Source organism: Epilithonimonas arachidiradicis (assembly GCF_003610695.1).
GTDB lineage: Bacteria > Bacteroidota > Bacteroidia > Flavobacteriales > Weeksellaceae > Epilithonimonas > Epilithonimonas arachidiradicis.
The window spans coordinates 216,211-238,767 of record NZ_RAQH01000001.1; the positions used below are offsets into that span (position 1 = coordinate 216,211).

General features: G+C 36.6%; 20 protein-coding genes and 1 pseudogene. 13 read left to right on the top strand and 8 right to left on the bottom strand.

The features are described from left to right. Positions 1–149 precede the first annotated feature (149 nt). Positions 150–1,817 (top strand): DUF6909 family protein, encoded by a 1,668-nt coding sequence (locus BXY58_RS01060; RefSeq protein ID WP_120211953.1) that lies wholly within the window; start codon positions 150–152, stop codon positions 1,815–1,817. Positions 1,818–1,940: 123 nt separating this feature from the next. On the opposite strand, the gene BXY58_RS01065 is transcribed toward BXY58_RS01060, so the two are convergent. Beyond that, a complete protein-coding gene (locus BXY58_RS01065; protein WP_120211954.1) occupies positions 1,941–3,182 on the bottom strand; it encodes a DUF445 domain-containing protein in 1,242 nt (413 codons plus the stop codon). An 83-nt stretch (positions 3,183–3,265) separates the two neighbouring features. Here BXY58_RS01065 and BXY58_RS01070 point away from each other — a divergent pair, with 83 nt between their 5' ends. Further along, on the top strand, positions 3,266–4,408 hold the full coding sequence (locus BXY58_RS01070; RefSeq protein WP_120211955.1) for a serine hydrolase domain-containing protein: 1,143 nt from the start codon (positions 3,266–3,268) through the stop codon (positions 4,406–4,408). Here the strand turns inward: BXY58_RS01070 and BXY58_RS01075 are convergent. Next, positions 4,405–5,034: a TetR/AcrR family transcriptional regulator gene (locus BXY58_RS01075; protein WP_120211956.1), complete on the bottom strand. Its 630-nt coding sequence runs from the start codon at positions 5,032–5,034 to the stop codon at positions 4,405–4,407. The genes BXY58_RS01070 and BXY58_RS01075 overlap by 4 nt on opposite strands. 208 nt (positions 5,035–5,242) lie before the next feature. On the opposite strand from BXY58_RS01075, the gene BXY58_RS01080 reads away from it, so the two are divergent. The 4 genes from BXY58_RS01080 to BXY58_RS01095 are packed head-to-tail and all read left to right on the top strand — an operon-like array spanning position 5,243 to position 7,597. Next, positions 5,243–5,866 (top strand): TatD family hydrolase, encoded by a 624-nt coding sequence (locus tag BXY58_RS01080; RefSeq protein WP_120211957.1) that lies wholly within the window; start codon positions 5,243–5,245, stop codon positions 5,864–5,866. Beyond that, a complete protein-coding gene (locus BXY58_RS01085) occupies positions 5,859–6,584 on the top strand; it encodes a tRNA threonylcarbamoyladenosine dehydratase (RefSeq protein ID WP_120211958.1) in 726 nt (241 codons plus the stop codon). Before BXY58_RS01080 ends, BXY58_RS01085 begins: the two co-directional genes overlap by 8 nt. Before the next feature lie 4 nt (positions 6,585–6,588). Then, complete coding sequence (gene rnpA / locus BXY58_RS01090) at positions 6,589–6,960, top strand: ribonuclease P protein component (RefSeq protein ID WP_120211959.1); 372 nt, start codon at positions 6,589–6,591, stop codon at positions 6,958–6,960. 43 nt (positions 6,961–7,003) lie between these two features. Beyond that, positions 7,004–7,597 carry a DUF4126 domain-containing protein gene (locus BXY58_RS01095; RefSeq protein ID WP_120211960.1) on the top strand — a complete coding sequence of 198 codons (594 nt, stop codon included), beginning with the start codon at positions 7,004–7,006 and terminating at the stop codon, positions 7,595–7,597. Between the two features lie 50 nt (positions 7,598–7,647). Here BXY58_RS01095 and BXY58_RS01100 read toward each other — a convergent pair whose 3' ends face one another. Then, entirely contained in the window at positions 7,648–9,042 is a 1,395-nt protein-coding gene (locus tag BXY58_RS01100; protein ID WP_120211961.1) for a M949_1556 family lipoprotein, read from the bottom strand. A gap of 33 nt (positions 9,043–9,075) precedes the next feature. Next, entirely contained in the window at positions 9,076–11,916 is a 2,841-nt protein-coding gene (locus BXY58_RS01105) for a carboxypeptidase-like regulatory domain-containing protein (RefSeq protein WP_120211962.1), read from the bottom strand. A 224-nt stretch (positions 11,917–12,140) separates the two neighbouring features. On the opposite strand from BXY58_RS01105, the gene BXY58_RS01110 reads away from it, so the two are divergent. The 3 genes and pseudogenes from BXY58_RS01110 to BXY58_RS17050 form a co-directional block, all read left to right on the top strand. Next, a complete protein-coding gene (locus BXY58_RS01110) occupies positions 12,141–13,337 on the top strand; it encodes an endonuclease/exonuclease/phosphatase family protein (protein WP_120211963.1) in 1,197 nt (398 codons plus the stop codon). A gap of 154 nt (positions 13,338–13,491) precedes the next feature. Continuing rightward, positions 13,492–13,623, top strand: coding sequence for a hypothetical protein (locus tag BXY58_RS17120; RefSeq protein WP_262891341.1), 132 nt, complete (start codon positions 13,492–13,494; stop codon positions 13,621–13,623). Between the two features lie 15 nt (positions 13,624–13,638). After that, positions 13,639–13,917, top strand: a pseudogene (locus BXY58_RS17050) (DUF6146 family protein); the annotation flags it as partial. A 49-nt stretch (positions 13,918–13,966) separates the two neighbouring features. Here the strand turns inward: BXY58_RS17050 and prfA are convergent. Beyond that, positions 13,967–15,055 carry a peptide chain release factor 1 gene (gene prfA / locus BXY58_RS01120; RefSeq protein WP_120211964.1) on the bottom strand — a complete coding sequence of 363 codons (1,089 nt, stop codon included), beginning with the start codon at positions 15,053–15,055 and terminating at the stop codon, positions 13,967–13,969. Positions 15,056–15,320: 265 nt separating this feature from the next. Beyond that, on the bottom strand, positions 15,321–15,596 hold the full coding sequence (locus tag BXY58_RS01125) for a hypothetical protein (protein ID WP_120211965.1): 276 nt from the start codon (positions 15,594–15,596) through the stop codon (positions 15,321–15,323). A gap of 288 nt (positions 15,597–15,884) precedes the next feature. Here BXY58_RS01125 and fumC point away from each other — a divergent pair, with 288 nt between their 5' ends. The 3 genes from fumC (at position 15,885) to BXY58_RS01140 (ending at position 18,322) form a co-directional block, all read left to right on the top strand. Continuing rightward, the gene (gene fumC / locus BXY58_RS01130; RefSeq protein WP_120211966.1) at positions 15,885–17,279 is read left to right on the top strand and encodes a class II fumarate hydratase; all 1,395 of its coding nucleotides are present in this window, start codon (positions 15,885–15,887) and stop codon (positions 17,277–17,279) included. Between the two features lie 79 nt (positions 17,280–17,358). Further along, a complete protein-coding gene (locus BXY58_RS01135; RefSeq protein WP_120211967.1) occupies positions 17,359–17,919 on the top strand; it encodes a Crp/Fnr family transcriptional regulator in 561 nt (186 codons plus the stop codon). Positions 17,920–17,992: 73 nt separating this feature from the next. Next, positions 17,993–18,322 carry a DMT family transporter gene (locus BXY58_RS01140; protein ID WP_120211968.1) on the top strand — a complete coding sequence of 110 codons (330 nt, stop codon included), beginning with the start codon at positions 17,993–17,995 and terminating at the stop codon, positions 18,320–18,322. 144 nt (positions 18,323–18,466) lie between these two features. Here the strand turns inward: BXY58_RS01140 and BXY58_RS01145 are convergent, their stop codons facing one another. Further along, positions 18,467–19,177 (bottom strand): ABC transporter ATP-binding protein, encoded by a 711-nt coding sequence (locus tag BXY58_RS01145; protein ID WP_120211969.1) that lies wholly within the window; start codon positions 19,175–19,177, stop codon positions 18,467–18,469. A 120-nt stretch (positions 19,178–19,297) separates the two neighbouring features. Beyond that, positions 19,298–20,761 carry a DUF5687 family protein gene (locus tag BXY58_RS01150; protein WP_120211970.1) on the bottom strand — a complete coding sequence of 488 codons (1,464 nt, stop codon included), beginning with the start codon at positions 20,759–20,761 and terminating at the stop codon, positions 19,298–19,300. 215 nt (positions 20,762–20,976) lie between these two features. Between BXY58_RS01150 and dnaB the strand changes: the two genes are divergently transcribed. Beyond that, the gene (gene dnaB / locus BXY58_RS01155; RefSeq protein ID WP_120211971.1) at positions 20,977–22,551 is read left to right on the top strand and encodes a replicative DNA helicase; all 1,575 of its coding nucleotides are present in this window, start codon (positions 20,977–20,979) and stop codon (positions 22,549–22,551) included. Positions 22,552–22,557: the final 6 nt, after the last annotated feature.

Below are 22,557 nucleotides of genomic sequence, written 5' to 3' on the forward strand. Positions count from 1 at the left end.
CAGGAAAGTTTAACTTTAAAAACTGTTGTAATACAAATAATAGCATCTTAGTTAAAAAACGCAATGTTTTGAAAATCAATAAATTAAATATTTTATTTTATTTAAATAAATTTTCATACCTTTGCAGACTTTTACAAAAATTTTAATATATGGCAAATTCAAGAGCAAGAGAAACCACAGAAGCTATCGAAAGATTATATGTCTCTATGAGACACTTATTCTATAGAGGATTTTTCAAACCATCTGGAGTGTCGGGTGAATCATTAAGAAAATTATTAATGATTATCAATCCGGAGATCTACGGAAGTATGAGCGTTCCTAATAAGATAGAACTGGACGGTTTGCTTTATGTTCTTGATCGTCTTCCGGAAGGTATCGAAGAATGTTCTTTTATCCATCTGACTTCTGACGAAGGCTTTGATAAAGGAAGTTTTGAACCAATCGTTCCGAAGAAAAGACGTAGAAACTGCTACAGAATAGATGAACACCAGATGAACATCGAAGTTCTTTTGGGTCGCTCCGAGATTTATGACATCCTGACTCACTTAACGTTCCTTTATCTGGAAGCAGACAAAATCAGAAACATCGGTTTCGATCTGGATAACGAAGGTCGCCCGAAACGCATCTGGAAAATCATCGAAGAAGTTGCTAAAGGCGAGAAAAAATACAGCAGAAAAGAAAAAGAAGTCGCATTGATTCATCTTTCTTCTTTCTTAGGAAGAACTTTTGATGAAACACTTAATGCTTATAACAACTTCGGAGATGATAAAAATCCCGACCGCTTGTTCAAGATTATTTATTGGCTTGGTCAGATTAGCCTGGAAGACTGGAAAGAATTAAGAGAAAGAGAAATCTATTTCTCAGCCATTCTTCAGGAAAGAGTTGGACATCACCTTTTCGGGGAAAAATGGGCCAATAAGATCAAACAGGTTTTGGTGGAAAACAACCTTCATATGAGACCTCTTCATATCATCAGTGCCAATATGCACTCTGTGAAAAATATGGTTTTTGCCAATGATGCTCTTAATAAAAAAGGAACAAAAGAGGTTGATTATAAATTATTTGCTGACATCAGTAACAAAAAAGAACTTCAGGAAAAAGTGCTGGATCACGCTCTAAAAGAAGGAATGATCTATATTGATGACAATAGCGGAAGCAACATTGATGTTCAAATCATCGATCTTGCCAAGACTGAACTTAAGAATACCGTTTTCGCGAATCAAAAATATAAAGGTGACGATGTGATCCTGGTTTTTGATTACGCTTTTGGAGAACAAGCTTTTGAGGTAATGGACGAATTACTAAGACCTTATGAAGTGAAAGGCGAAGTCTATATGATGAAAGTGAAATCGGTTTCGATAATGGGTAAAGCCGGGATCTTAACCGGAGGAAAAGGCGATATTATGATCCCGACTTCTCACATCTTTGAAGGTACTGCTGATAATTATGTCTTCGAAAATGCTCTAAAGGCAACTGATTTTGTAGATGATGAGATCAAATCTTTCGAAGGACCGATGATCACTGTTTTGGGAACATCGCTTCAGAACAAAGACATTTTATCTTACTTTATGACAACGTCCTGGAAAGCCATCGGTCTGGAAATGGAAGGCGCACATTATCAAAAAGCGATTCAGGTGGCGAGCAAAATCCGTCATCACATTTCTCCGGATCTGTTTGTAATGTATGCTTATTATGCATCGGATAATCCATTGGAAACAGGAAGTACATTATCTTCCGGCGGACTTGGACTCACAGGTGTAAAACCAACTTATATGATTACTCATAAAATCATCGAGAAAATTCTTGAGAAGAAATAAAAATAGAAAGCCTCCAATTTTTGGAGGCTTTTTTGAACCACAAAAGTCACAAGAGTTTTTTTGATTTTATATAACTAAGTTTATCATTAAGATGATTCTTTTGTGACTTTTGTGGTTTATTCATTAAATAAAATTTGCAATCGTGTAAATCAGCAAACCAACCAAGCCACCAACGATTGTTCCGTTGATTCTTATAAATTGCAAATCTTTTCCGACTTCTAATTCCAGTTTTCGACTCAGTTCTTTTCCTTCCCAATTTCCGACAGTTGTGCTGATGAGTTCGCCAAAATTCTGAGTGTTTTTCAGAATATATTTATAGGCTGTCAATCTAACCCAATTGTCAATTCGGTTTTGGAAATTTTCATCATTTTGAAGGTTAGAAACAAATTCATCAATGTTTTTTTTGACATAAGATTTTAGTTTAGAATCTTCTTCAGACAATTCTTTCATCAATGATAATTTTAAAGATTGCCAAATATCGGATGCGTATTGTTTGATCTTATCACTTTGTAGAAAATCCGTTTTGATCGAATCAAACTCCGTTTTCCACTTAGATTCTTCTTTCAGTTCTTTTGAAAAATCCAGGATTTTGTTGGTAATTTCTGATCGTAATGGATGACTAGGATTTTCTTCAACTTCAAGGAAATAATCGCTTAAACCTTTTGTAATTTTTTCGGCAATTTTATTATCTACAGATTTGGGAATCAAAAAGAAACTCTCCTTTCCTACTCTTTCAGAGATCATTTGTTGATTTTCGAGAATATACTTTTTGATTTGAGAACTTAGGTTGGTAATGATTTTTTGATGATCATTTTTATTGAGAAGATATTCGATTCCGTTTCCGATGACCGAATTTAATTGGATAGAATCTGTCATTTCCTCCGCTTTATTTGAAATAAATTTCACAACAGATTCATCATCGAGTTTATTAATAATATCTTTAAGAATTGATGACAGTTCATTAATCAAAAGATTCTGATTTTTATCCTTAGAAAGCCAATCGCCAACATAAACCGAAACTTTTAGTTTTTGAATGTAAGGACGGATATTTTGAGGCGAAAGAAAATTATCCACCACAAAGTTCCCAAGATTATCGCCAATTTTTTCTTTAGAATTTTCGATGAGGTTAGTGTGTGGAATTTTAAGTCCTAATGGATAATTGAAAAGCGCAGTCACAGCAAACCAATCCGCCAAAGCACCAACCATCGCCGCTTCGGAAAATGCTCTGATATAGCCAATCCAATGTAAATGATTTCCTTTTTGTAAAATCGTCATCGATACAAAAGTAACGGCCATCAGAATAAACAATCCTGTGGCGAGGGTTTTATATCGTTTGAGCTGCTGTTTTTTCAATTCATCATTCATAAATCAGGAAAATCGAAAATCATTCCAAACAAAATTATCAATATTTGATTAAAATAAATATTTTTACAAATAAATCTCTCTGAATGGCGAAGAAAATTCTGAATATAGTTTTATTGTTGATTGCCGGAATTATTTTAACGGTATATATCACCGGCTACAATTATCTTTTCCGCGGAATAAGATTGACTTATCTAAAAGGTGAAACCGGACCAATGTTAAATGACGGAACTGACTTCCCATCGAAAACTATTTCAAGAGGAAACCCCAAACCCTGGCCACTCGATATTAATTATAACAAAACGGCATTATCTCCGGAACTGGAAAAGCATCTTAAGGAAACAAAATCAGTTTCTTTTTTAATCATTCAGCACGGAAAAATCCTGCAGGAACATTATTGGGAGAATTATAATAAAGCTACTCCGAGCAATTCATTTTCGATGGCCAACACCATAACAACGCTGCTATTAGGAAAAGCCATTGACGACGGAAGAATAGCAAACATTAATCAACCATTTTCTACATTCTATCAGGAATTTTCAAATGACAAATTTGGGAAAAACCTTACATTAGCGAATCTTGCCTCGATGGAAGCAGGATTGGACTGGAAGAACGATTACAAAAATCCACTCTCTCAAAATGCAGCACTATACTATGGATTTTCTCTTTCCGATATTATTTTCAAAAGCAAATTCAAACAAAATCCAGGAGAACAATTCGAATACCAGTCAGCTGCGCCTCAACTTTTAGGTTTTGCAGTTGGCAGAGCTGTGGAAATGCCTTTGTCTTTTTATGCATCTGCAAAATTGTGGAAGCCTCTCGGGATGGAGCAAAATGCAGAATGGACAACGGATGATCTTGGGATAGAAAAATCGTTTTGCTGTATCCATTCCAATGCAAGAGATTTTGGAAAGATTGGATATTTACTACTGAATAAAGGAAAATTTGAAAATATCCCGTTAATCAACGAAAATTTTGTTGACCAAATGATAACGCCGACTGAACATTCCAACGGAACTTATGGTTTAGGCCTTCGTATTAATTATGATACAAAAATCCACCATTATTATATGCATGGATTCAATGGTCAATACGTTATTATAGTCCCGGAATATGATATGATTATTGTGAGATTAGGCAACGAAGAATCCCCGGAAAAAGACTTCAAAAACAGACCAAAAGAAATCGAGTTTTATATTAACGAAGCCCTGAAGTTTGATAAAAACTAATCCGCGTCATAATCCAACAAAGCGAATACACTTAGCAAAGTGCTGTTCTTCAGTTTCTGCTCGGCTTCTTTCATATATTGCGCATCGTTGTTTGCAGGAACATACATCTCATAGAAGTTTTTGTTCCTGATCACAAACAAAGTCGACCCGATAATCATTGTCAGGATATCCTCAGACTTTGGCGCATTATGGAAAACGCCGGAAACAATTCCTCTTTTGATAATCTCATCCAGCCTGCCGACACAAGTCTGATAAAACTCCAAAAGATCATCCTTCACATTATCCAGAGAACGCATCTCCTGCGTTACAAAACCGTGAAAATAGCTGTATTTGAAAAGCAAAGAGATCACATAATTCACAATCTCTTTCATCTGCATTTCGGGTTTTCCTTCCTTTATGGTCTGTGCAAACTCAGAAAAGCTTTCTTTTGTTCTCTGCACACGATACTGATAAAGGTAAGACATCATCTTTTCCTTAGAACCAAAGTAATAAGAAATCATAGCCACATTGATATTCGCTTTCGAACAAATATCTCTCACAGACGTGCCTTCAAAGCCTTTTTTTGCAATCAGTTCTTCTGCTACATCCAGAATTTTTGTCTGTTTATCAGTAAATTTTTTTCTCATTCGCAACGAAAGATTTAATGTAAAATTAAACTATTTTTCATCATTGACAATAAGTTTCGACAACAGATTTTAACAAAATTTAACTTTTTATGATCAGCATAATAATTAGAGCCGCTTTATCCGTCCACAGTTTATCCTGAGCAAAGTCAAGGGATCTGCTGCAAGCAATTCGGTGTTCCGAAAAGACCTTAAATTCATATCTTTGACTATGGATTTTTTGGATTTTCATCATCACAAACAAAATAAGACCGGGATCTACAACTTAGATTTCAATGAAAAAATCCCGTCCGGAAATTTTTCTGCAGGTCTACATCCAAAAGACATTACAGAAAACTGGAAATCAGATTTTGAAAAAATCAAAGGAATTTCTCTTTCAAAAAACTGTCTTGCTCTAGGCGAATGTGGTTTGGATGGATTAATCGACATCGATGAAAAACTTCAAAACGAAGTGTTCCAAAATCATATTACCTGGGCAGAAGAAATTAGAAAACCTATTATCATCCATTGTGTCCGCAGATTTTCGCAAATTCTCCATTTCAAAAAAGCAAAAGTGCCGTTAATCATTCACGGATTCAACAAGAAAGAAAACACGGCAAAAGAGCTTTTGGATGCCGGCTTTTATCTCAGTTTTGGAAAAGCAACTTTAGATAACTTATCTTTGCAAAAATTGATTGAAGATTTTCCGGTTCGGAAGATGTTTTTGGAAACCGATGATGCCGATTTTGATATTGCAGAATTGTACGAAAAGGTTTCGGAAATTAAATGTATTTCTCTAGAAGAGCTGAAAAACCAAATGTGGGAAAATCTTCAAAAAGTAATTAATTATGGATAAATTTTGGTTGGAACGCACCGAATTGCTTATAAAAGATGAAGGCATTGAAAAACTGCAAAATGCTAAAGTTTTGGTCGTTGGGTTAGGTGGTGTCGGATCTTTTGCTGCAGAATTTCTGGCAAGAGCCGGTGTTGGAAAAATGATCATCGCAGACGGTGATGTGGTTGATATAACCAATATCAACAGGCAATTGCCCGCACTCCATTCCACAATTGGCCAGCATAAGGTAGAATTGGTTGGTGACCGGTTAATGGATATCAATCCAAAATTAGAGCTTACAAAAATCAATGAGTTTCTGGAGCCGGAAAGAATGGAAGAATTAATCAAATCAGAAAAATTCGATTATGTTCTTGACTGCATCGATTCTCTGACTCCCAAACTGACACTCATCAGAACTTGCCGACGACATAAAATAAAACTCGTTTCCTCGATGGGAGCCGGCGGAAAAACCGACCCAAGCAAAGTGATGGTTCGTGATATCAGTAAAACCAACAACTGCCTTTTGGCAAGACAAGTAAGAAAACGTCTGAAAAAAGAGAAAATCAACAAAGGTTTCCGATGTGTTTTCTCTACAGAATTACAGGACGAAAACAGCCTTAAAATGACAGATGGAACCAACTTCAAACGTTCATTTTATGGAACGATCAGCTTTATTCCTGCTATTTTTGGTTTGTATGCTGCAGCCGAAGTCATTAATCATTTAACCGGAAGAAAATAACAATTTGAAAATCAACGGTTATCCTTCCCGAGAAAAGCTGAAAAAAAAATCAGAGATCGACCTTCTGTTCAAGAAAGGCAAATGGCTTTCTGTGGATAATCTGAGAATCATCTACTTCAGTTCATCAGAAAAGCATCCGATAGAATCCTGTAAAATAGGTGTTTCTGTTTCTAAGAAATTTTTCAAAAAGGCTGTAGACAGAAACCGTATCAAACGTCTTTTGAGAGAGTCTTACAGACTTAATAAAGCTACTTATTTTGACGCTTTTGGGGAACAAACGTTAGCTATGTTATTCTGGGTTTCTAAGGATTTGCCGGAACATTTTTCTGATGTTGAGAAACAATTTATTAATCTTTGTAAAAAGAAAAAAGGATAGCGTCAGCTTTTAATTTGTAATTTTATTCTCAAACAAATTACAAATGAGCGATATTTTACCTTACGTTTTGAGCACCTTTATTGGCATTGGCCTGGCTGCGGCTTCGGGATTCAGAGTTTTTTTACCGATGTTCGCCGTTAGTCTTGCATCTTATCTTGGGTGGATTCCAATGAACGATAACTTCGAATGGCTATCTGGATTGCCAACTCTTATCACAACCGGTATTGCTACAGTTATTGAAATTCTGGCTTATTATATTCCTGTAGTTGACAATTTTCTTGACACGATCTCGATTCCGTTAGCAACCATTGCCGGATCTATTCTTTTTGCAAGCCAGTTTATGGAATTGGGAACTTTTCCTCAATGGGCTTTGGCATTGATTGCTGGTGGCGGGACTGCTGCAACTATTTCAGCTGGATTTGCCGGTACAAGAGCTGCTTCTACAGCTACAACTGCCGGCATTGGAAATAATGTGGTTGCTACTACAGAGACTGCCGGAGCCGGATTGATGTCCATTCTTTCAATTTTTTTGCCTGTACTTGCTTTTATTCTCGCCATTGTTTTATTGATTCTTGTTTTGTTTTTTGGAAGAAAACTTTGGCGGAAGATGAAAACGCAGAATTCTGGTATCTTTTAAATAAAAAATCCCGCTGTCGCGGGATTTTTTATTTAGTCTTAAGTTCTTAATTAGTTAACAACAATATCATCAATTTGAATTGTAGTCGTCACACCTGGATTTGCACCTTCATATTTGAAGACAATGAATCCGTTTCCTGTTACAGATGCTGGAATATTATATGTTCCTGCTGGTGCTAAAGTTCCATACCCACTAGTTGGCGTTTTTGGAATTGTGAAGTTGGAAGTAATATCCGTCAATGTTGCTGTTGAAATATCAGAACCTGGAGTGTAATTCGTTGTCGTATAAACTTTCAAAGCATCACCATTATAGAAACCAACATTCACTCTAAAAGCTAAGGTATTAGCAGCCGTAAAGTCTACCGGTACCATAAAGAAAGTTTGATAGCTTCCGCTTCCTGCATTAGCAGACATTTGGATATACTTGTTATTGCTAAAAGTTTTTATTTGCCAATATCTGCTTGGGGAACCAACATAAGAATAATTGAAATATTTGGCAAAACCTGCAAAATCTACATTATAACTTTCAAAATTTTCTGTGAATGAACCAGAGTAAGTAATATTAGTACCACCAACAATACCCGTAGCGAAGCGGTCTTTTGTAAAGTCTATATCACTTACACTTCTGATAACTGTTTGCCAAGGATTGGAACCAGTTCCATACTTACTTGCTACCAATGTGATATCACCACTTTTACCAGGAATCAAATACGAAGATTGTTTGAAGAATCCATCTGTTCTCAAGATTGCAGAACCTCCCATTTTATCAACCAAGTTTCTATTAGTATCTATAAAGGCTCCGGATGCATCTTTATTCATTAATGGCTTACCTACTTCATCCCCATTAAATTGTACATCTTTTACCTTTACTAAGGTATTAACATATTTATCTGCTTTAATGTCGTTTAAAGTTACTTCTGTTGGAACCAAATTAGCTATTTCTATCTTGTTTCCATCACAAACTCCCGCTAGATATCTACCTAAGATTGTCTGTGGGATTCTACCGATAGCATAACTTGGATCTGGTGCTCCAATTTTCTTTACTCCGGCATCCGTCCCAATTACTAAGCCGTTCATTTTTACTCTGATATGAGCTCCCACCGGAAAATCTGCATAGTTTTGAGCCTTGTTAATTTCAATTTGTAATCCAACAGTTGGATTAGACGGCTTATCTTGGATAGAAATTGTTTTATAAAAATTCCCTTGTTCATCCGAGGAAATAACATATGCATCAAAAATAATTGGTGCACCATCTGGAGCAATTTTCACAGCACCTGCAGTAGGAGCCATTGCTGCAACTTCTGCCATTGTTTTTGTAGCAGCATCAAACTTATTTGTACAAGTAATTTCAGGTGCGTCCCAATTGTCATCGTGAACACAAGAAATCTGGGTTGTTAGAACTGAAACAAGCCCTAAACTGATTTTGAAATATGATTTAATATTCATTTTTTGATTGTTTTCTGATAAAATTTTTAATTTTTAAAATCTAACTTGAAGATTCACAAAATAAGATCTTCCCTGTGTGTACCAATATTTAGGTGCAAAATTTGGATATCTGCTATTGTATTCATTTTCAAAGTTTACATCTCCATCAGCATTTCTGAGCTGTTCAAATCCACCTGTAATATATCTTGTATTATCAAAGATATTATTAACAGATGCTGAAATAAGGACATAATATTTTCCGAGAATCCAAGACTTTCCTATATTAGCATTGAAGAAATGCGCAGAAGGCAATTTCTTTTGTCTCATATAATAAGCTACTTTTTCATCATCTAAATTGATAAAAGGTGTACTACTATAATTATTTTGAATAAACTGTTCGCTTCTTAACAATGCGTTAGGATCTAAATTATTATCATCAAGATAATTCCAGTTTGCACCTACCCACCAATATTTTGGAGAACTATATCTCAGACCTGCGGAAAAAGCTTTTTGAGGAGTCCCTCCTATTTTCATTCCTTTAATCAGACCTCTTCCTACATTTGTAAATGGTGCAGCAACCACGTCGGATGCAATGTAAACATTTGGATTGTTTCTATAAGTGTAATCTCCCCAGTTAGCAACACCTTGGAAAGATAAAGTAGGTAATATTTTTATATCTAACCCTAATTCCGCACCCATGTTTCTTTTATCTACATTAGACATCGTTTGCGTAACAAAAGCTGTAGCTTCCTTCTCTTCTGATACGCCCTCTTCATTATTTACAGCGAGTGAGATACCATCTACAAAATATCTTTGTACGTTAGTGTCATTCTGCGTATCTACCAAATAAGCCGTAGCCCTAAGCTTCATAAATGGTGTGGACATAACATAGCTTATATCATTGGCATTGATAACAGCACTTCTAAGACCTGGAGCAGCATAATTGTTGGCACGAGGATTAATAAATATGTCGTCCAAGAATGGCGCTTGAGAGAAATATGCTCCGTTATACACCAAAAAGTTTCTACCATCTACCCTGTAAACAACCTGACCTTTTAGACCAAAGTTCCAATAGTTATAATCGTTGCTTTTTCCAAATGATGTATTCTGATACAGATAATGTTTAAACAATCCTTCTCTGTTAGATGTAGAATAACCAGCCAAAGCGCTTACAAATACATCAAAGTTGCCCGTAGAAAATTTAAGTCCCGGATTAATTTTGACCTCTTGTCTTCTTAGAATATAATTGTAAGTTATTTTATCTCCAACAGTCTTTTCTAAATCCGTGTCATTCATATTATATAGACCCGAAGAACCAGGTCTATTTGATTCAGCAAATGGATCTCTATGCAAAACATAATTAGCCCCAAGTAAATCATTAATTTCTCTATAATATTCCGATCTGTAATTTTGATAGGAAACATTAAAGATAAACTTAGTCTTATCATTAAAATTATAAGTATAATGAGTCGCGCCATTCCAAATTTTATCATCACTCACGTCGTTTACTAAAAAATAACGTGCCTGCCCGTTTGGGCTTTGATAATTAGTTTGATAAAGTCTATTCCAATTAAGCTGGGTTATGGATTGGTCATTAGTTGTCCAAGCATTAGTCAGATAATCTCTCTCGGCTCTTAGTGCTTCATAATCTACCGGAGTAGTCCCGTTACCAATGTTAGTCATACTATACAGAATACTGTTTTCTGCATAACTTGGTAGATTTTTGTAATACGTTGGTGAAGGATTGGGTACATTCTGCCAATCCAATCGAGATCCTTTATCTTTTCCAAACTGATAAGAAACCGATGTCCATAAGTTTGAATTCTTATTGATTTTTAAGAAATCCTGTAATTGGAAAATCGGCTGAAAACCTTTTCTAACTCTTTCATTCCTCTTTTCTCCATTTTGCCATCCCCAATAAGAGTTATAATGTACACCTCTATAATCATAAACCTCTTGCGTATTTGGACTTGATGTTGATCTTCTGTATGGAGAAGCAAATGCATTGAAAGTCATTGTATGATTATCATTGAATTTCTTCTCAACACCTAGATAAGTTCCATAAGCATCATAGAAAGTCCCTTCTTGGATTCCTTCTTCTGCCCATCTTTTAGCACCCATTAGTGTAAAAGCCCAACCACTTTTTGACATACCCGATGTATATCTTAAGGAAACTCTTTGTCTATAATTTCTATTTGTAATTGAGTAAACAGCCTGAAATCCTTTTCTATACTCGCTAGCCTTAGTGTTCTTGTAAATTACACCACTTGCACCACCAAAAGCATATTCGGAAGGAGAATGATTTGCGGAGATTTCCGGATATCTCACAATCTCATTAAGACCACCCCAATTGGAGAAGTCTACATTTCCATTGTCTGACTTGACCATAGAAACACCGTTCATCATATTTTCGGAAGTTCTACCATCAATTCCTCTTGGTCTGAACCAATAAAAACCAAGATCAAAACTTGCGATTCTGTTGAACACGTCTTGAGAAGACTGTAAAAGTCCGACTGTAGAGGTTTGTCCGCTGCCCTCATCATCAGCATTATCAAGGATTGCAAGACCTTGATCTGCTCCTGTCAATGTAGAATAAAGGGTAATAACCCCCAAATCTTTTCTCTTTTCTGTGGTCACATCAAACTCCAAGGTTTTGGTCTCGAAATTTGGCTTTGATACCACAACTTGATAATGTCCGGACTTCAAATCTACAAATTGGAAATAACCAATTTTGTCTGCCGTAACATCATTACCTTCTCCTTTTAGACTAACTTGCGCTTTTTCGACCGGTTTCCCGTCTGCATCTTTCAGGTATGCAAAAACCGTGGTCTGTGCAAAGTAAAATGATGCCGGAAGCATTGTAAATAAGGAGATTAATGATAATTTTTTAATCATAAATCAATTAGGTTTTGTTTGCTCTTCTTTTCTAATATACAGTCCGTTATACACGGGAACGCAAATGTAAATAATTTTTTGATAATTAAAACTTTTTAACATTTTATTTTTATTTTAACGCAATATCAATTTTTAGAAACATAATTTTCTTTTTTCAAAAACATCAAATTTTTATTTTGCAACTATCCAAAAAAAATTACTTTTGTAGCCTTACATTTTTTATTATGAAAAATTTATTTAGCGTTATCGCTATTCTTGGTATTTCCTTAGTATTTGCACAAAAAAGACAAGTTCGTGCAGCAACTGTAGGATTCTTAAACGTTGAAAACCTTTGGGACACAATTCGTTCCGCTGATTATATTGACGGAACCAAAGACAGAAGCAATCCTGCTTTTCACAGAAGTGTGCCTTTGGACTCTATCAAATATCTTGAAGTCACTGATAAAGATTACGCCGGCCCTTGGAATGACGAAGCACTTATCGGGAAAAAAGTGGTGAGGATCCAAGGTGGTTCAGACGAATTCACACCTAAAAGTGGTAAAAACTACACCTATAGTGTATATAAGCAAAAATTGGCAAACGAAGCCAAAGTCATTTCCGAAATGGGAAAAGCTTATACAGGTACGGCTCCGGTAGTTGTTGGTCTTTTGGAAGTAGAAAACCGCCAAGTAGTGGAAGATCTTGTAAAAGAACCAGCTATTGCCAAGTATGACTATGGTGTTGTACATTATAACTCTTATGACTATAGAGGTATAGATATAGCATTCATTTACCAGAAAAGAAGATTCACGCCATCTAAATCTTGGAAAAAAGAAGTTAAAATCTTTGGAGATGGTGGAAAAAGAGAATACACCAGAGACATTTTGGTGTTAACAGGTTTCTTAGACAATGAGAAAGTAGCATTCTTCCTAAATCACTGGCCATCCAGAAGAGGTGGTGAGGCAGCATCTCTTCCTAAGCGTAACGCAGCAGCAATGGTTCTAAGACAACAGATGGACAGCATCAGAGCTCTAGACCCTTCTACAAAACTATTTGCAATGGGAGATTTTAATGATGATCCTGTAAGTTCAAGTTTGAAAAATGGCTTCAAAGCGGTAGGCAATCCAAAAGATTTATCGGAAACGTCTCCTTACCTTAATTTGATGTATCCTTTATATAAGAAAGGTGTTGCGTCTCTGGCTTATCAGGATGCACCAAACTTATTCGATCAGATTATCGTTTCGTCTAATCTTTATTCACCTAATAAAGAATTAAAAAAAGATTACACCGTTTTCAAAGCGGAAATTTTCGCTCCTGATTACTTGATTACCAAGGAAGGAAATTATAAAGGTTACCCTTTCAGATCTTGGGCAGGAGATAAGTTCACCGGCGGTTATTCCGATCACTTCCCGGCGTTCGTCGTCTTGCAAAAAGAACCATAAGATATAACAAAACAACCGTTTCAGATTTGGAACGGTTTTTTTATTCAAATAATGCTCAAAGTTTGAAGAGTCGTTTTAAGGTTGTTCTTCGTTTGATTAATGTTAAATTTGATTTCAACAATTGTTACTTGTTAACAGTAAATGAATATTTAAAATGAAAAATCTATTTGCTATCATTGTCATTACTGGATTCATTTGGTCTTGTTCATCAAATCCAAAATACTTAACAGAAGATTCTAAACTAAATTTATCCACCCAGAAAAAGACTGATTCTGCAGACGAATGAGAAGTCACAGTTTTTGATACGGAATATGAGACCTTTGTAGCAACACGAGCTCAACCCAAATCAATGTTTACCGAAAGTAGCTTAAAATCTCGAAATCAAATTCTTGTTACCGAATGGAACAGTCGATTCTATTCAGGAATCAATCCTAATTTTTATGAAGTCGCCATAGATTATGACCCAAAAGAAAATTACGGTTTCGACTTCGAATACAGATTATATCAGTTCTTCGCTTATTGTAATTGGAAATACGGAATTAAGTTTAATGGACTAAGAGGAATCGATAAAACAAAATAAAAAAGAATGCAAAACTGCAGTCTTTATCTTTTTTATAATGATTATGGATTTATGCAATTCCTTCTTCTTCTCCTTTTAGCTTTTCAGCATTTTCAGCCATAATTACAGCATCCATCATTTCTTGGATATCACCATTCATATAAGCATCCAGGTTGTAAATCGATTTGTTGATTCTGTGATCAGTAACTCTTCCTTGCGGATAATTATAAGTTTTGATTTTCGCCGAACGGTCACCGGTAGAAACCATTGTTTTTCTTTGTGCTGCAATATCACCAACCACTTCCTGAAGTTTGATGTCATACAATTTAGCTCTCAACATTTCCATTGCTAATTCTCTGTTAGCCAGCTGAGAACGTGCCTGCTGACAAACTACAACAATCCCCGAAGGTTTGTGTGTCAGCTGAACTTTGGTTTCAACCTTGTTAACGTTCTGTCCACCAGCACCTCCGGAACGCGATGTCTGCATCTCGATATCCGCAGGATTGATTTCCACATCCACTTCCTCGGCTTCCGGCAAAACGGCAATAGTAATGGCTGAAGTGTGAACACGGCCTTGAGATTCGGTTTCCGGAACACGCTGCACACGGTGAACACCGGATTCGAATTTCATAATCCCGTAAACGCTCTCGCCTTCCACTTTCATTATGAGTTCCTTATAACCTTTGGACGCTTCGCTGGCATCGGTGATTTCGTGTTTCCAGCCTTTCGTTTTGAAATACATCGAATACATCCTGTACATATCTTCCACGAAAATTGCAGCTTCGTCGCCACCGGTTCCGGCACGCATTTCCAGAATGATGTTCTTGTCATCGGCTGGGTCTTTTGGAATTAGAAGATATTTTAACTCTTCTTCAAAAGCTGGAAGTTTATCCTGAGCTTCATATTTTTCTTGCTTTGCCATTTCCACGAATTCCTTATCAGAACCGTCCGCAATGATTTCATCTGACTCAGCAATCGTATCGAGCGCAGCTTTGTAATCATCAAAAACTTTGACGATTTTTCCCAGGTCGCTGTATTCTTTGTTCAGGGCAGAATATCTTTTTTGGTCCGTAATCACATCCGGCTGGATGATAAGGTCGGCCACCTCATTATATCGTTGTTTGATCGCTTCCAGTTTCGGAATTAATGACTTAGACATAGGTAAATTTTAGTTGGCAAAGATACGGAATTAAGAAACAAGAAGAAAGAGCAAAGAATCAAGAAAAATAGTTTGATTTTTTTCAACCACAAAGGCACAAAGTTTTTACACAAGGTTCACAAAAAATTTAGTTTAATTAGTGTTCTTTGTTGAATTTCTTCGTGTCTTTGTGGTTAATAAAAACAAAATCCACTCTCGAAAGAATGGATTTCTTATATATTGTTTCGCTTTGAGTGCAATCTCTCACGAAAAGAAAATTGCCCAATTAATGGTGGTGACCGTGACTCGCTGGTCTTTCGCCTGCTGGTCTTTGGTAGATAACTTCTACACCTTCCTGCTCGTACAATTTCTTGTATCTTACTTTTTCCGGGTCAAAGTTCTTGTTGATTTTACCAAAGTATTCTGCAACACCTTCTGTCAACCACAATGGTACGATGAATCCGAAGAACATCAAAATACACCAGAATCCGCACAACATCATTGTGAAGAAATAAACAGTCCAAAGGAATTGGTAAAACGGCCAAAAAGCTGATAACATCATAATGCTATAATTTTAAGCAAAAATAGAAGATTTAATTAAATCTGACAAAATTTATCGCTTGATTTTTTTCATTTTGCTGAATTTTCAGTTTTTAGTATTTTCGTAAGGTTGTAATTGTATCGCCTTTGCGAGATTATTTTAAACGCAAAGTCCGCAAAGAATTATAATTTAACAAACAGTTTTTAAGGTCGCAAAGCCGTAGAACTTAGCAAGGAAAAATATTTCTTTAACTTATTTAATGAGCTTTTGTGACTTTTGTGGTTAATTTTAAAATTTAAATCAAATATAATGAGTTTCAGAATCGAAAAAGACACAATGGGCGAGGTGCAAGTGCCTGCTGATAAATTTTGGGGTGCGCAGACGGAGCGTTCCAGAAATAATTTCAAAATTGGTCCGGAAGGAAGTATGCCGCGCGAAATCATCGATGCATTTGCTTACCTGAAAAAAGCGGCGGCCTATACCAATGCGGAATTAGGTGTTCTTTCCAATGAGAAAAGAGATGCAATCGGGAAAGTTTGTGATGAGATTCTTGCAGGCGAATTGTATGACCAATTTCCTCTTGTAATTTGGCAAACCGGTTCGGGAACGCAATCTAATATGAATGTAAACGAGGTTGTTGCGAATAAATCTCACGTGAACAGTGGTGGAAAATTAGGCGAGAAAACGGAAGTTCATCCAAATGACGATGTGAACAAATCTCAGTCTTCCAACGATACTTATCCAACAGCAATGCACATCGCAGCTTACACGAAAGTGGTAAAAGCGACTTTGCCAGCTTTGGATAAACTAAGAAATACGCTGGACGAAAAAGCAAAGAAATTCCAGAATATTGTAAAAATCGGAAGAACGCACCTGATGGATGCGACGCCTTTGACTTTGGGACAAGAATTTTCGGGTTATGTGGCGCAGTTGGATTATGCGAAAAAAGCAATCAATAATACGCTTGACCATTTGAAAGAATTGGCTCTTGGCGGAACTGCGGTTGGAACCGGGCTGAATACGCCGAAAGGTTATGATGTTTTGGTGGCAAAATATATTGCTGATTTCACAGGATTGCCATTTGTAACAGCTCCGAATAAATTCGAGGCTTTGGCGGCGCATGACGGAATCGTTGAAACGCACGGTGCGTTGAAGCAGTTAGCTGTTTCTCTTTATAAAATCGCTCAGGATATCAGACTGTTGGCTTCTGGTCCACGTTCCGGAATCGGGGAAATTTTCATTCCTGAAAATGAGCCTGGTTCTTCCATAATGCCAGGAAAAGTGAATCCAACTCAGAATGAAGCCATTACAATGGTTTGCGCGCAAGTTCTTGGAAACGATACAACAATCTCTTTTGCAGGAACGCAAGGAAATTATGAACTGAATGTTTTCAAGCCAGTTATGGCTGCGAACTTCCTGCAGTCCGCACAATTGTTGGCAGATGCGATGATTTCTTTCAATGACCATTGTGCGATTGGAATTGAGCCAAATGAACCGAGAATCAAAGAATTGGTTGACAAATCTCTGATGCTCGTAACAGCGTTGAATACGCACATCGGTTACGAAAACGCGGCAAAAATTGCTAAAACAGCTCATAAAAATGGTACTACTTTGAAAGAAGAAGCCGTAAACCTTGGATTATTGACAGCGGAACAATTTGATGAATGGGTTAAGCCAGAAGATATGGTGGGAAGCTTAAAATAAGATTTTCAGATTCTAACATATTATCAAAACTCCGAGGATTTCCTTGGAGTTTTTTGTTTTAATTGATTAATTTCAACCTATGAATATTGATACAATTCTTGACCAAATTTTCGAGCTTCCAGAACATTCGAAATCTGTTTTAAAGAATTTGATTTCAGAAGTTGAGTTTCCGAAAGATAGCATTATCATCAAAGCCGGAAAAGTAGAAAAGACGGTTTATTTTATTAAAAAAGGAATTGTAAGAGCTTTTGTTCCTCAAGAAAATCAAGACCTTACGTTTTGGTTTGGTAAAGAAGGCGACGTGGTTTTGCCAATGAAAAGCTATGTTGATAATTATCAAAATTATGAAAATATTCAGCTTTTGGAAGATTGCGTTTTGTATCAATTAAAAATCGATGCTTTGAGAAAGCTATTTGAAACCGATATCAATATTGCCAATTGGGGAAGAAAATTAGCCGAAAGAGAATTGGTAAAAACGGAAGAATTATTTATTTCCAGACAATTCAGAACGGCAAGTCAGCGTTATGAAGAACTTTTAACAAAACAACCCGAAATTATTCAAAGAGTTCAATTGGGTTACATCGCTTCCTATTTGGGAATCACACAAGTTAGTCTGAGCAGAATTCGAAGTGATATTTGATTAATTTTTTAACATTTGTAAAAAAATCCGCAGCTTTCAATTCGGAACTTTGCATCATTAAAATAATGAATAAATGAACTGGATTTTTTTAATTCTTGGAGGACTTTTTGAAGTTGGATTCACATCTTGTTTAGGAAAAGCCAAAGAAACATCGGGCGCGGAATCTTACCTTTGGTACGCCGGATTCGGAATATCATTGATTGCAAGTATGCTTCTGCTCATCAAAGCAACGCAAACACTTCCGTTGGGAACGGCTTATGCAGTCTGGACGGGAATCGGTGCCGTTGGAACTGTTCTGATTGGGATTTTTATATTCAAAGAACCAGCAACATTTTGGCGATTGTTTTTTATTTTCACATTAATTGCTTCCATCGTTGGACTGAAAGCCGTTTCATCACATTAATAAATTATTGAACCACAAAAGTCACAAAAGAAAAAATAATATCTTTTATGACTTTTGTGGTTTTTTAATCAATTCTTTATTTCGCAAATTGAGCAGATGAAATTTTAAATCTGCTTTATCTGCAAAATCTGCGAGAAATTAAATTTAACTTACCGAAACTTGGTCTGCAAAGTATTGCTCCAAATCTCTCAATGTTTCCGGAGAAGTTTGGATATCTCTTACCAATTCGCCTTTGTTGATGACCACAATTCTTTCACAAACTTCTGTGGTGTGAGCCAAATCGTGGCTGGAAATCAGGAATGTGGAATCTGAGTTGTGTGACCAGTCTCTGATGAGGTTTTTCAGTTTGATTTGGGTTGATGGGTCAAGGTTTGCGAAAGGTTCATCCAGAATAATAATAGCTGGTGTTCCTATCAATGCGCCGATAATTCCGACTTTTTTCATATTGCCTTTGGAAAGATCGCGGATGTATTTTTTAGCATTCAGGATTTCTCCGTTGAAGAAATCGGTAAAATTTTTCAGGAATTCGTCAACATTCGCTTTGCTTTGTCCTCTGAGTTCTCCTAAGAAATAAAAATATTCTTCCGGAGTCAAATAACCAATGAGAAAAGTCTCATCGATAAATGCACCGACTTTGTTTTTCCAGTTTTCGGATTCGTTTACTTTTTCGCCATCGATGGAAACAAATCCAGAGCTTGGTTCTATCAAGTCCAGAATCAAGCTGAATAAGGTTGTTTTTCCAGCACCGTTGTTCCCGACTAAGCCAATGGTATGACCTTTTGGAAATTCTAGGTTTTCTATGGATAAAACTTTTTTGGATTCGTAGACTTTGGACAGGTTATTTATTGTTATCATTTTATTTATATTTTAGAAGTGAGAGTTTTTTTTGAACACAAAGTCCACAAAGATTTTTTATTAATATTGAAAACATAAGGTTCACAAAGGCGTAAAACTTAATGAAGACAAAATTTACGTCTAATTGCCCTTAAAGGCTTTGATGGTTGAGTATTTTTCTTTTTTATATAATTTGACAATGAAATCGAAGAATTTTTCTCTGAGGAAGAAACCTATCAATCCCAAAACGCCTAAACTGGCCACAGCTGTCGTTGTTCCGAAAAAGTATTTTGAAACGCCGAAAACCGCCATTGGCAAAACCATTTGTGGCAAAAGAAGCAGGATATTTTTGAAACTGAAATTATTTTTCTTCCCCAATGTTTTTCCTCTCGCATTGAGGTCAATCGGGTTTTTGTTAAATGCGCCTGATAGTAAAACGACCTGAGAATTAACACCAATATTATAAAGTCCGCCCGCCAAAAAAGTGAAATACAAATCCCAACTCACGAACGCATAACCAACCGCCAAAACCATACTGACGCCAGTAGCGCTCACAATCATCCACCATTTGGCTTTCAGATATTCTTTGTAAGGAACGTTCAGTGTCATCATCAGTGGATAGTAAGAACTGTCGAAAGACGGAACTCTCTGTCCAAACAAAAACAGAAATCCACCAGTTACGAAAAGCCCCATAAACAGCTGCATATAAGCGGTTTTATAAGCTGGTGAACTGAACAAAAGCAAACCATAAAACAAGAACAAAAAACTTCCCAATGCAATGGATTTTGCAGCCTTGCTTCGTTTTATCATTCGGATATCATTGTTGATGAAAGTGCCGAGAACGCCATATTTATTAAGAAACTGGATGTTTTCTGTTTTCCCGACTTCCTGTTTCATTTCCAAACCTTTGTCGAGATAGAAATTGTCATAAATGAATTTTCTACAAATAATATAGAGAATAACGAATAGTGCAATCGGCAATACAATCGCGAACCAATGATTATAGAAAAGCATAAAAAACTTTTCAGAAGCCGATGATAAAGCAATGATATTATAATAATCTAATCCGCCAGCAAGGACCAAAAATCCTCCGATAATCCAAACGGCTAAATCTTTACCGTTGAGAAGGATATTAATCAGATTGATGCTGAAACTCAAAATAATCAGTGCAAAAACCCAAGAAAAACTGCCCAAAACGGAATAATCATTATAAAGCAAAATTCCTAACAACGGCAAATAAATAAAAAGTCCGCCCCAACTAAAAAATGACAGAAACGTCTTGCTGATCATATAATTGACTAGCGTACTTTTCCTGATATTCATCGTCAGAAAAGGTTTGATATTCTGAGTCGGCATCTGCTGGAAAAAGTATCTAAGGAACAGATCGGCAATCAGCCAATAGATAAGAAACTTGCTGATAAATGGTAATGGGTCGATGTGCAATTCTTTTTTCGGATAATAAAATGCACCGAAAGCAGCAAAAACAAATATGGCAAGAATGTATAAGACTCCCAGAAGCTGGAAAATCTTAACGACAATATTGGCTGCCAGAGAACTTGACCGGAAAAAACTTTTGAATTCTAATCTGATGAATCGTTGCAGCATAAAAGTTTATTTTTTGTTAAATTTAATGAATTCTGAATATTATTAGGTTTTCTATATATTAAGTTCGCTTTTTGTACATTTTGTTACAGATTTCTTTGACTTTTAAAAATTACTAACATACGATTTCTTGCAGCAAAAGGTGTTTGCAGGAATTGTGAATAATTTTGTTAGGATTTTCATTGACCTCAACCTATCAAAAAAACTATCTTTGTACAATGGCAGAAAAGGAAACATTATCGAGTTTGATTCACGGTAATTTTGCAAAGGAATTATCTATTTCGGATGGCAAAATGCCGCCCAACGCATTGGATTTTGAGAAAATCGTCATCGGTACTTTTTTGATTGACAGAAAGGGTCTTGACCATTCTATTGATTTGTTAACCCCCGATGTTTTTTACGATCCGAGGCATCAAACGATTTTTTCATCAATCCTGAAATTATACGAGAGCAATTCGCCAATCGATCTAATGACGGTCATTCAGGATTTGAAAAAAAATGAAAAACTGAATCTTGCCGGTGGCGATCATTACATCATCGATCTGACAATGGGTGTGAGTTCTTCTGCCCACATCGAATATCACGTGCGTGTGATCCTTGAAAAATTCATCCTTCGTTCTTTGATCAACGTTTCCGCTAACGTTATCGATAGTTCCTATAAAGAAACCACCGACGTTTTCGAATTGCTGGATAAAGCCGAGCAATCTTTCTTCGAAATCACGAACGGAACCATTAAAAAAGGCTTCGACACAGCCAATTCATTAGTAAAAGAAGCGATTGACAAAATCAAATCGCTAAAAGATAAGGAAGGTCTGTCAGGAATCCCGTCCGGATTTACTGCTTTGGACAAAGAAACCGGAGGCTGGCAAAACTCTGACCTCATCATTATTGCAGCACGACCGGCGATGGGAAAAACGGCTTTCATTCTATCGATGGCAAGAAACATTTGTGTAGACCACAATATTCCAATGGCATTATTCTCCCTGGAGATGGCTTCAGTTCAGTTAATTACGAGGATGATTTCTTCCGAAACTGGAATTTCCTCAGAAAAATTGAGAAAAGGACAAATGTCCGATGATGAATGGCAAAGGTTATTTACGAACGTTTCGGCTTTGGAAAACGCTCCACTTTATATTGATGAAACGCCTTCCCTTTCTATCTTCGATTTCCGTGCAAAGTGCCGACGACTGGTAATGCAACACGGCGTGAAAATCATTATGGTCGATTATCTCCAGTTGATGACCGCCAGTTCCGGAAAAGGTGGTGGCAACCGTGAGCAGGAAATTGCAATGATTTCGCGTTCATTAAAAGCGATTGCAAAAGAACTGAATGTTCCCGTGATTGCACTTTCTCAGCTTTCCAGAACCGTGGAAACGAGACCCGGAAAAAGACCAATGCTTTCTGACCTGAGAGAATCCGGAGCGATTGAGCAGGATGCGGATATCGTATCCTTCATCTTCCGTCCCGAATATTACAAAATTGCGGTTTGGGATAATGATGAAGAAGGCGCAGAAACCAGCACGGAAAATCAGGCAGAAATCATTATCGCCAAGCACAGAAATGGTGCAACTGCGGATGTTCGATTAGCATTCCATAAGAACATTGGTAAGTTTGCTGATCTCGGAACCAATTACGAATATACACCTTCCAACTTTGGACAAAAAGATGAACCTTCCGGTTTCGACAGAATTACTATTACAAGTGATCCGCATTCAGCATTTGGAATTCCGAATAATAATCAGTTATCTGGCTCTGCAATGAATGACGATGACGATGATGATATGCCTTTCTAAATTTTT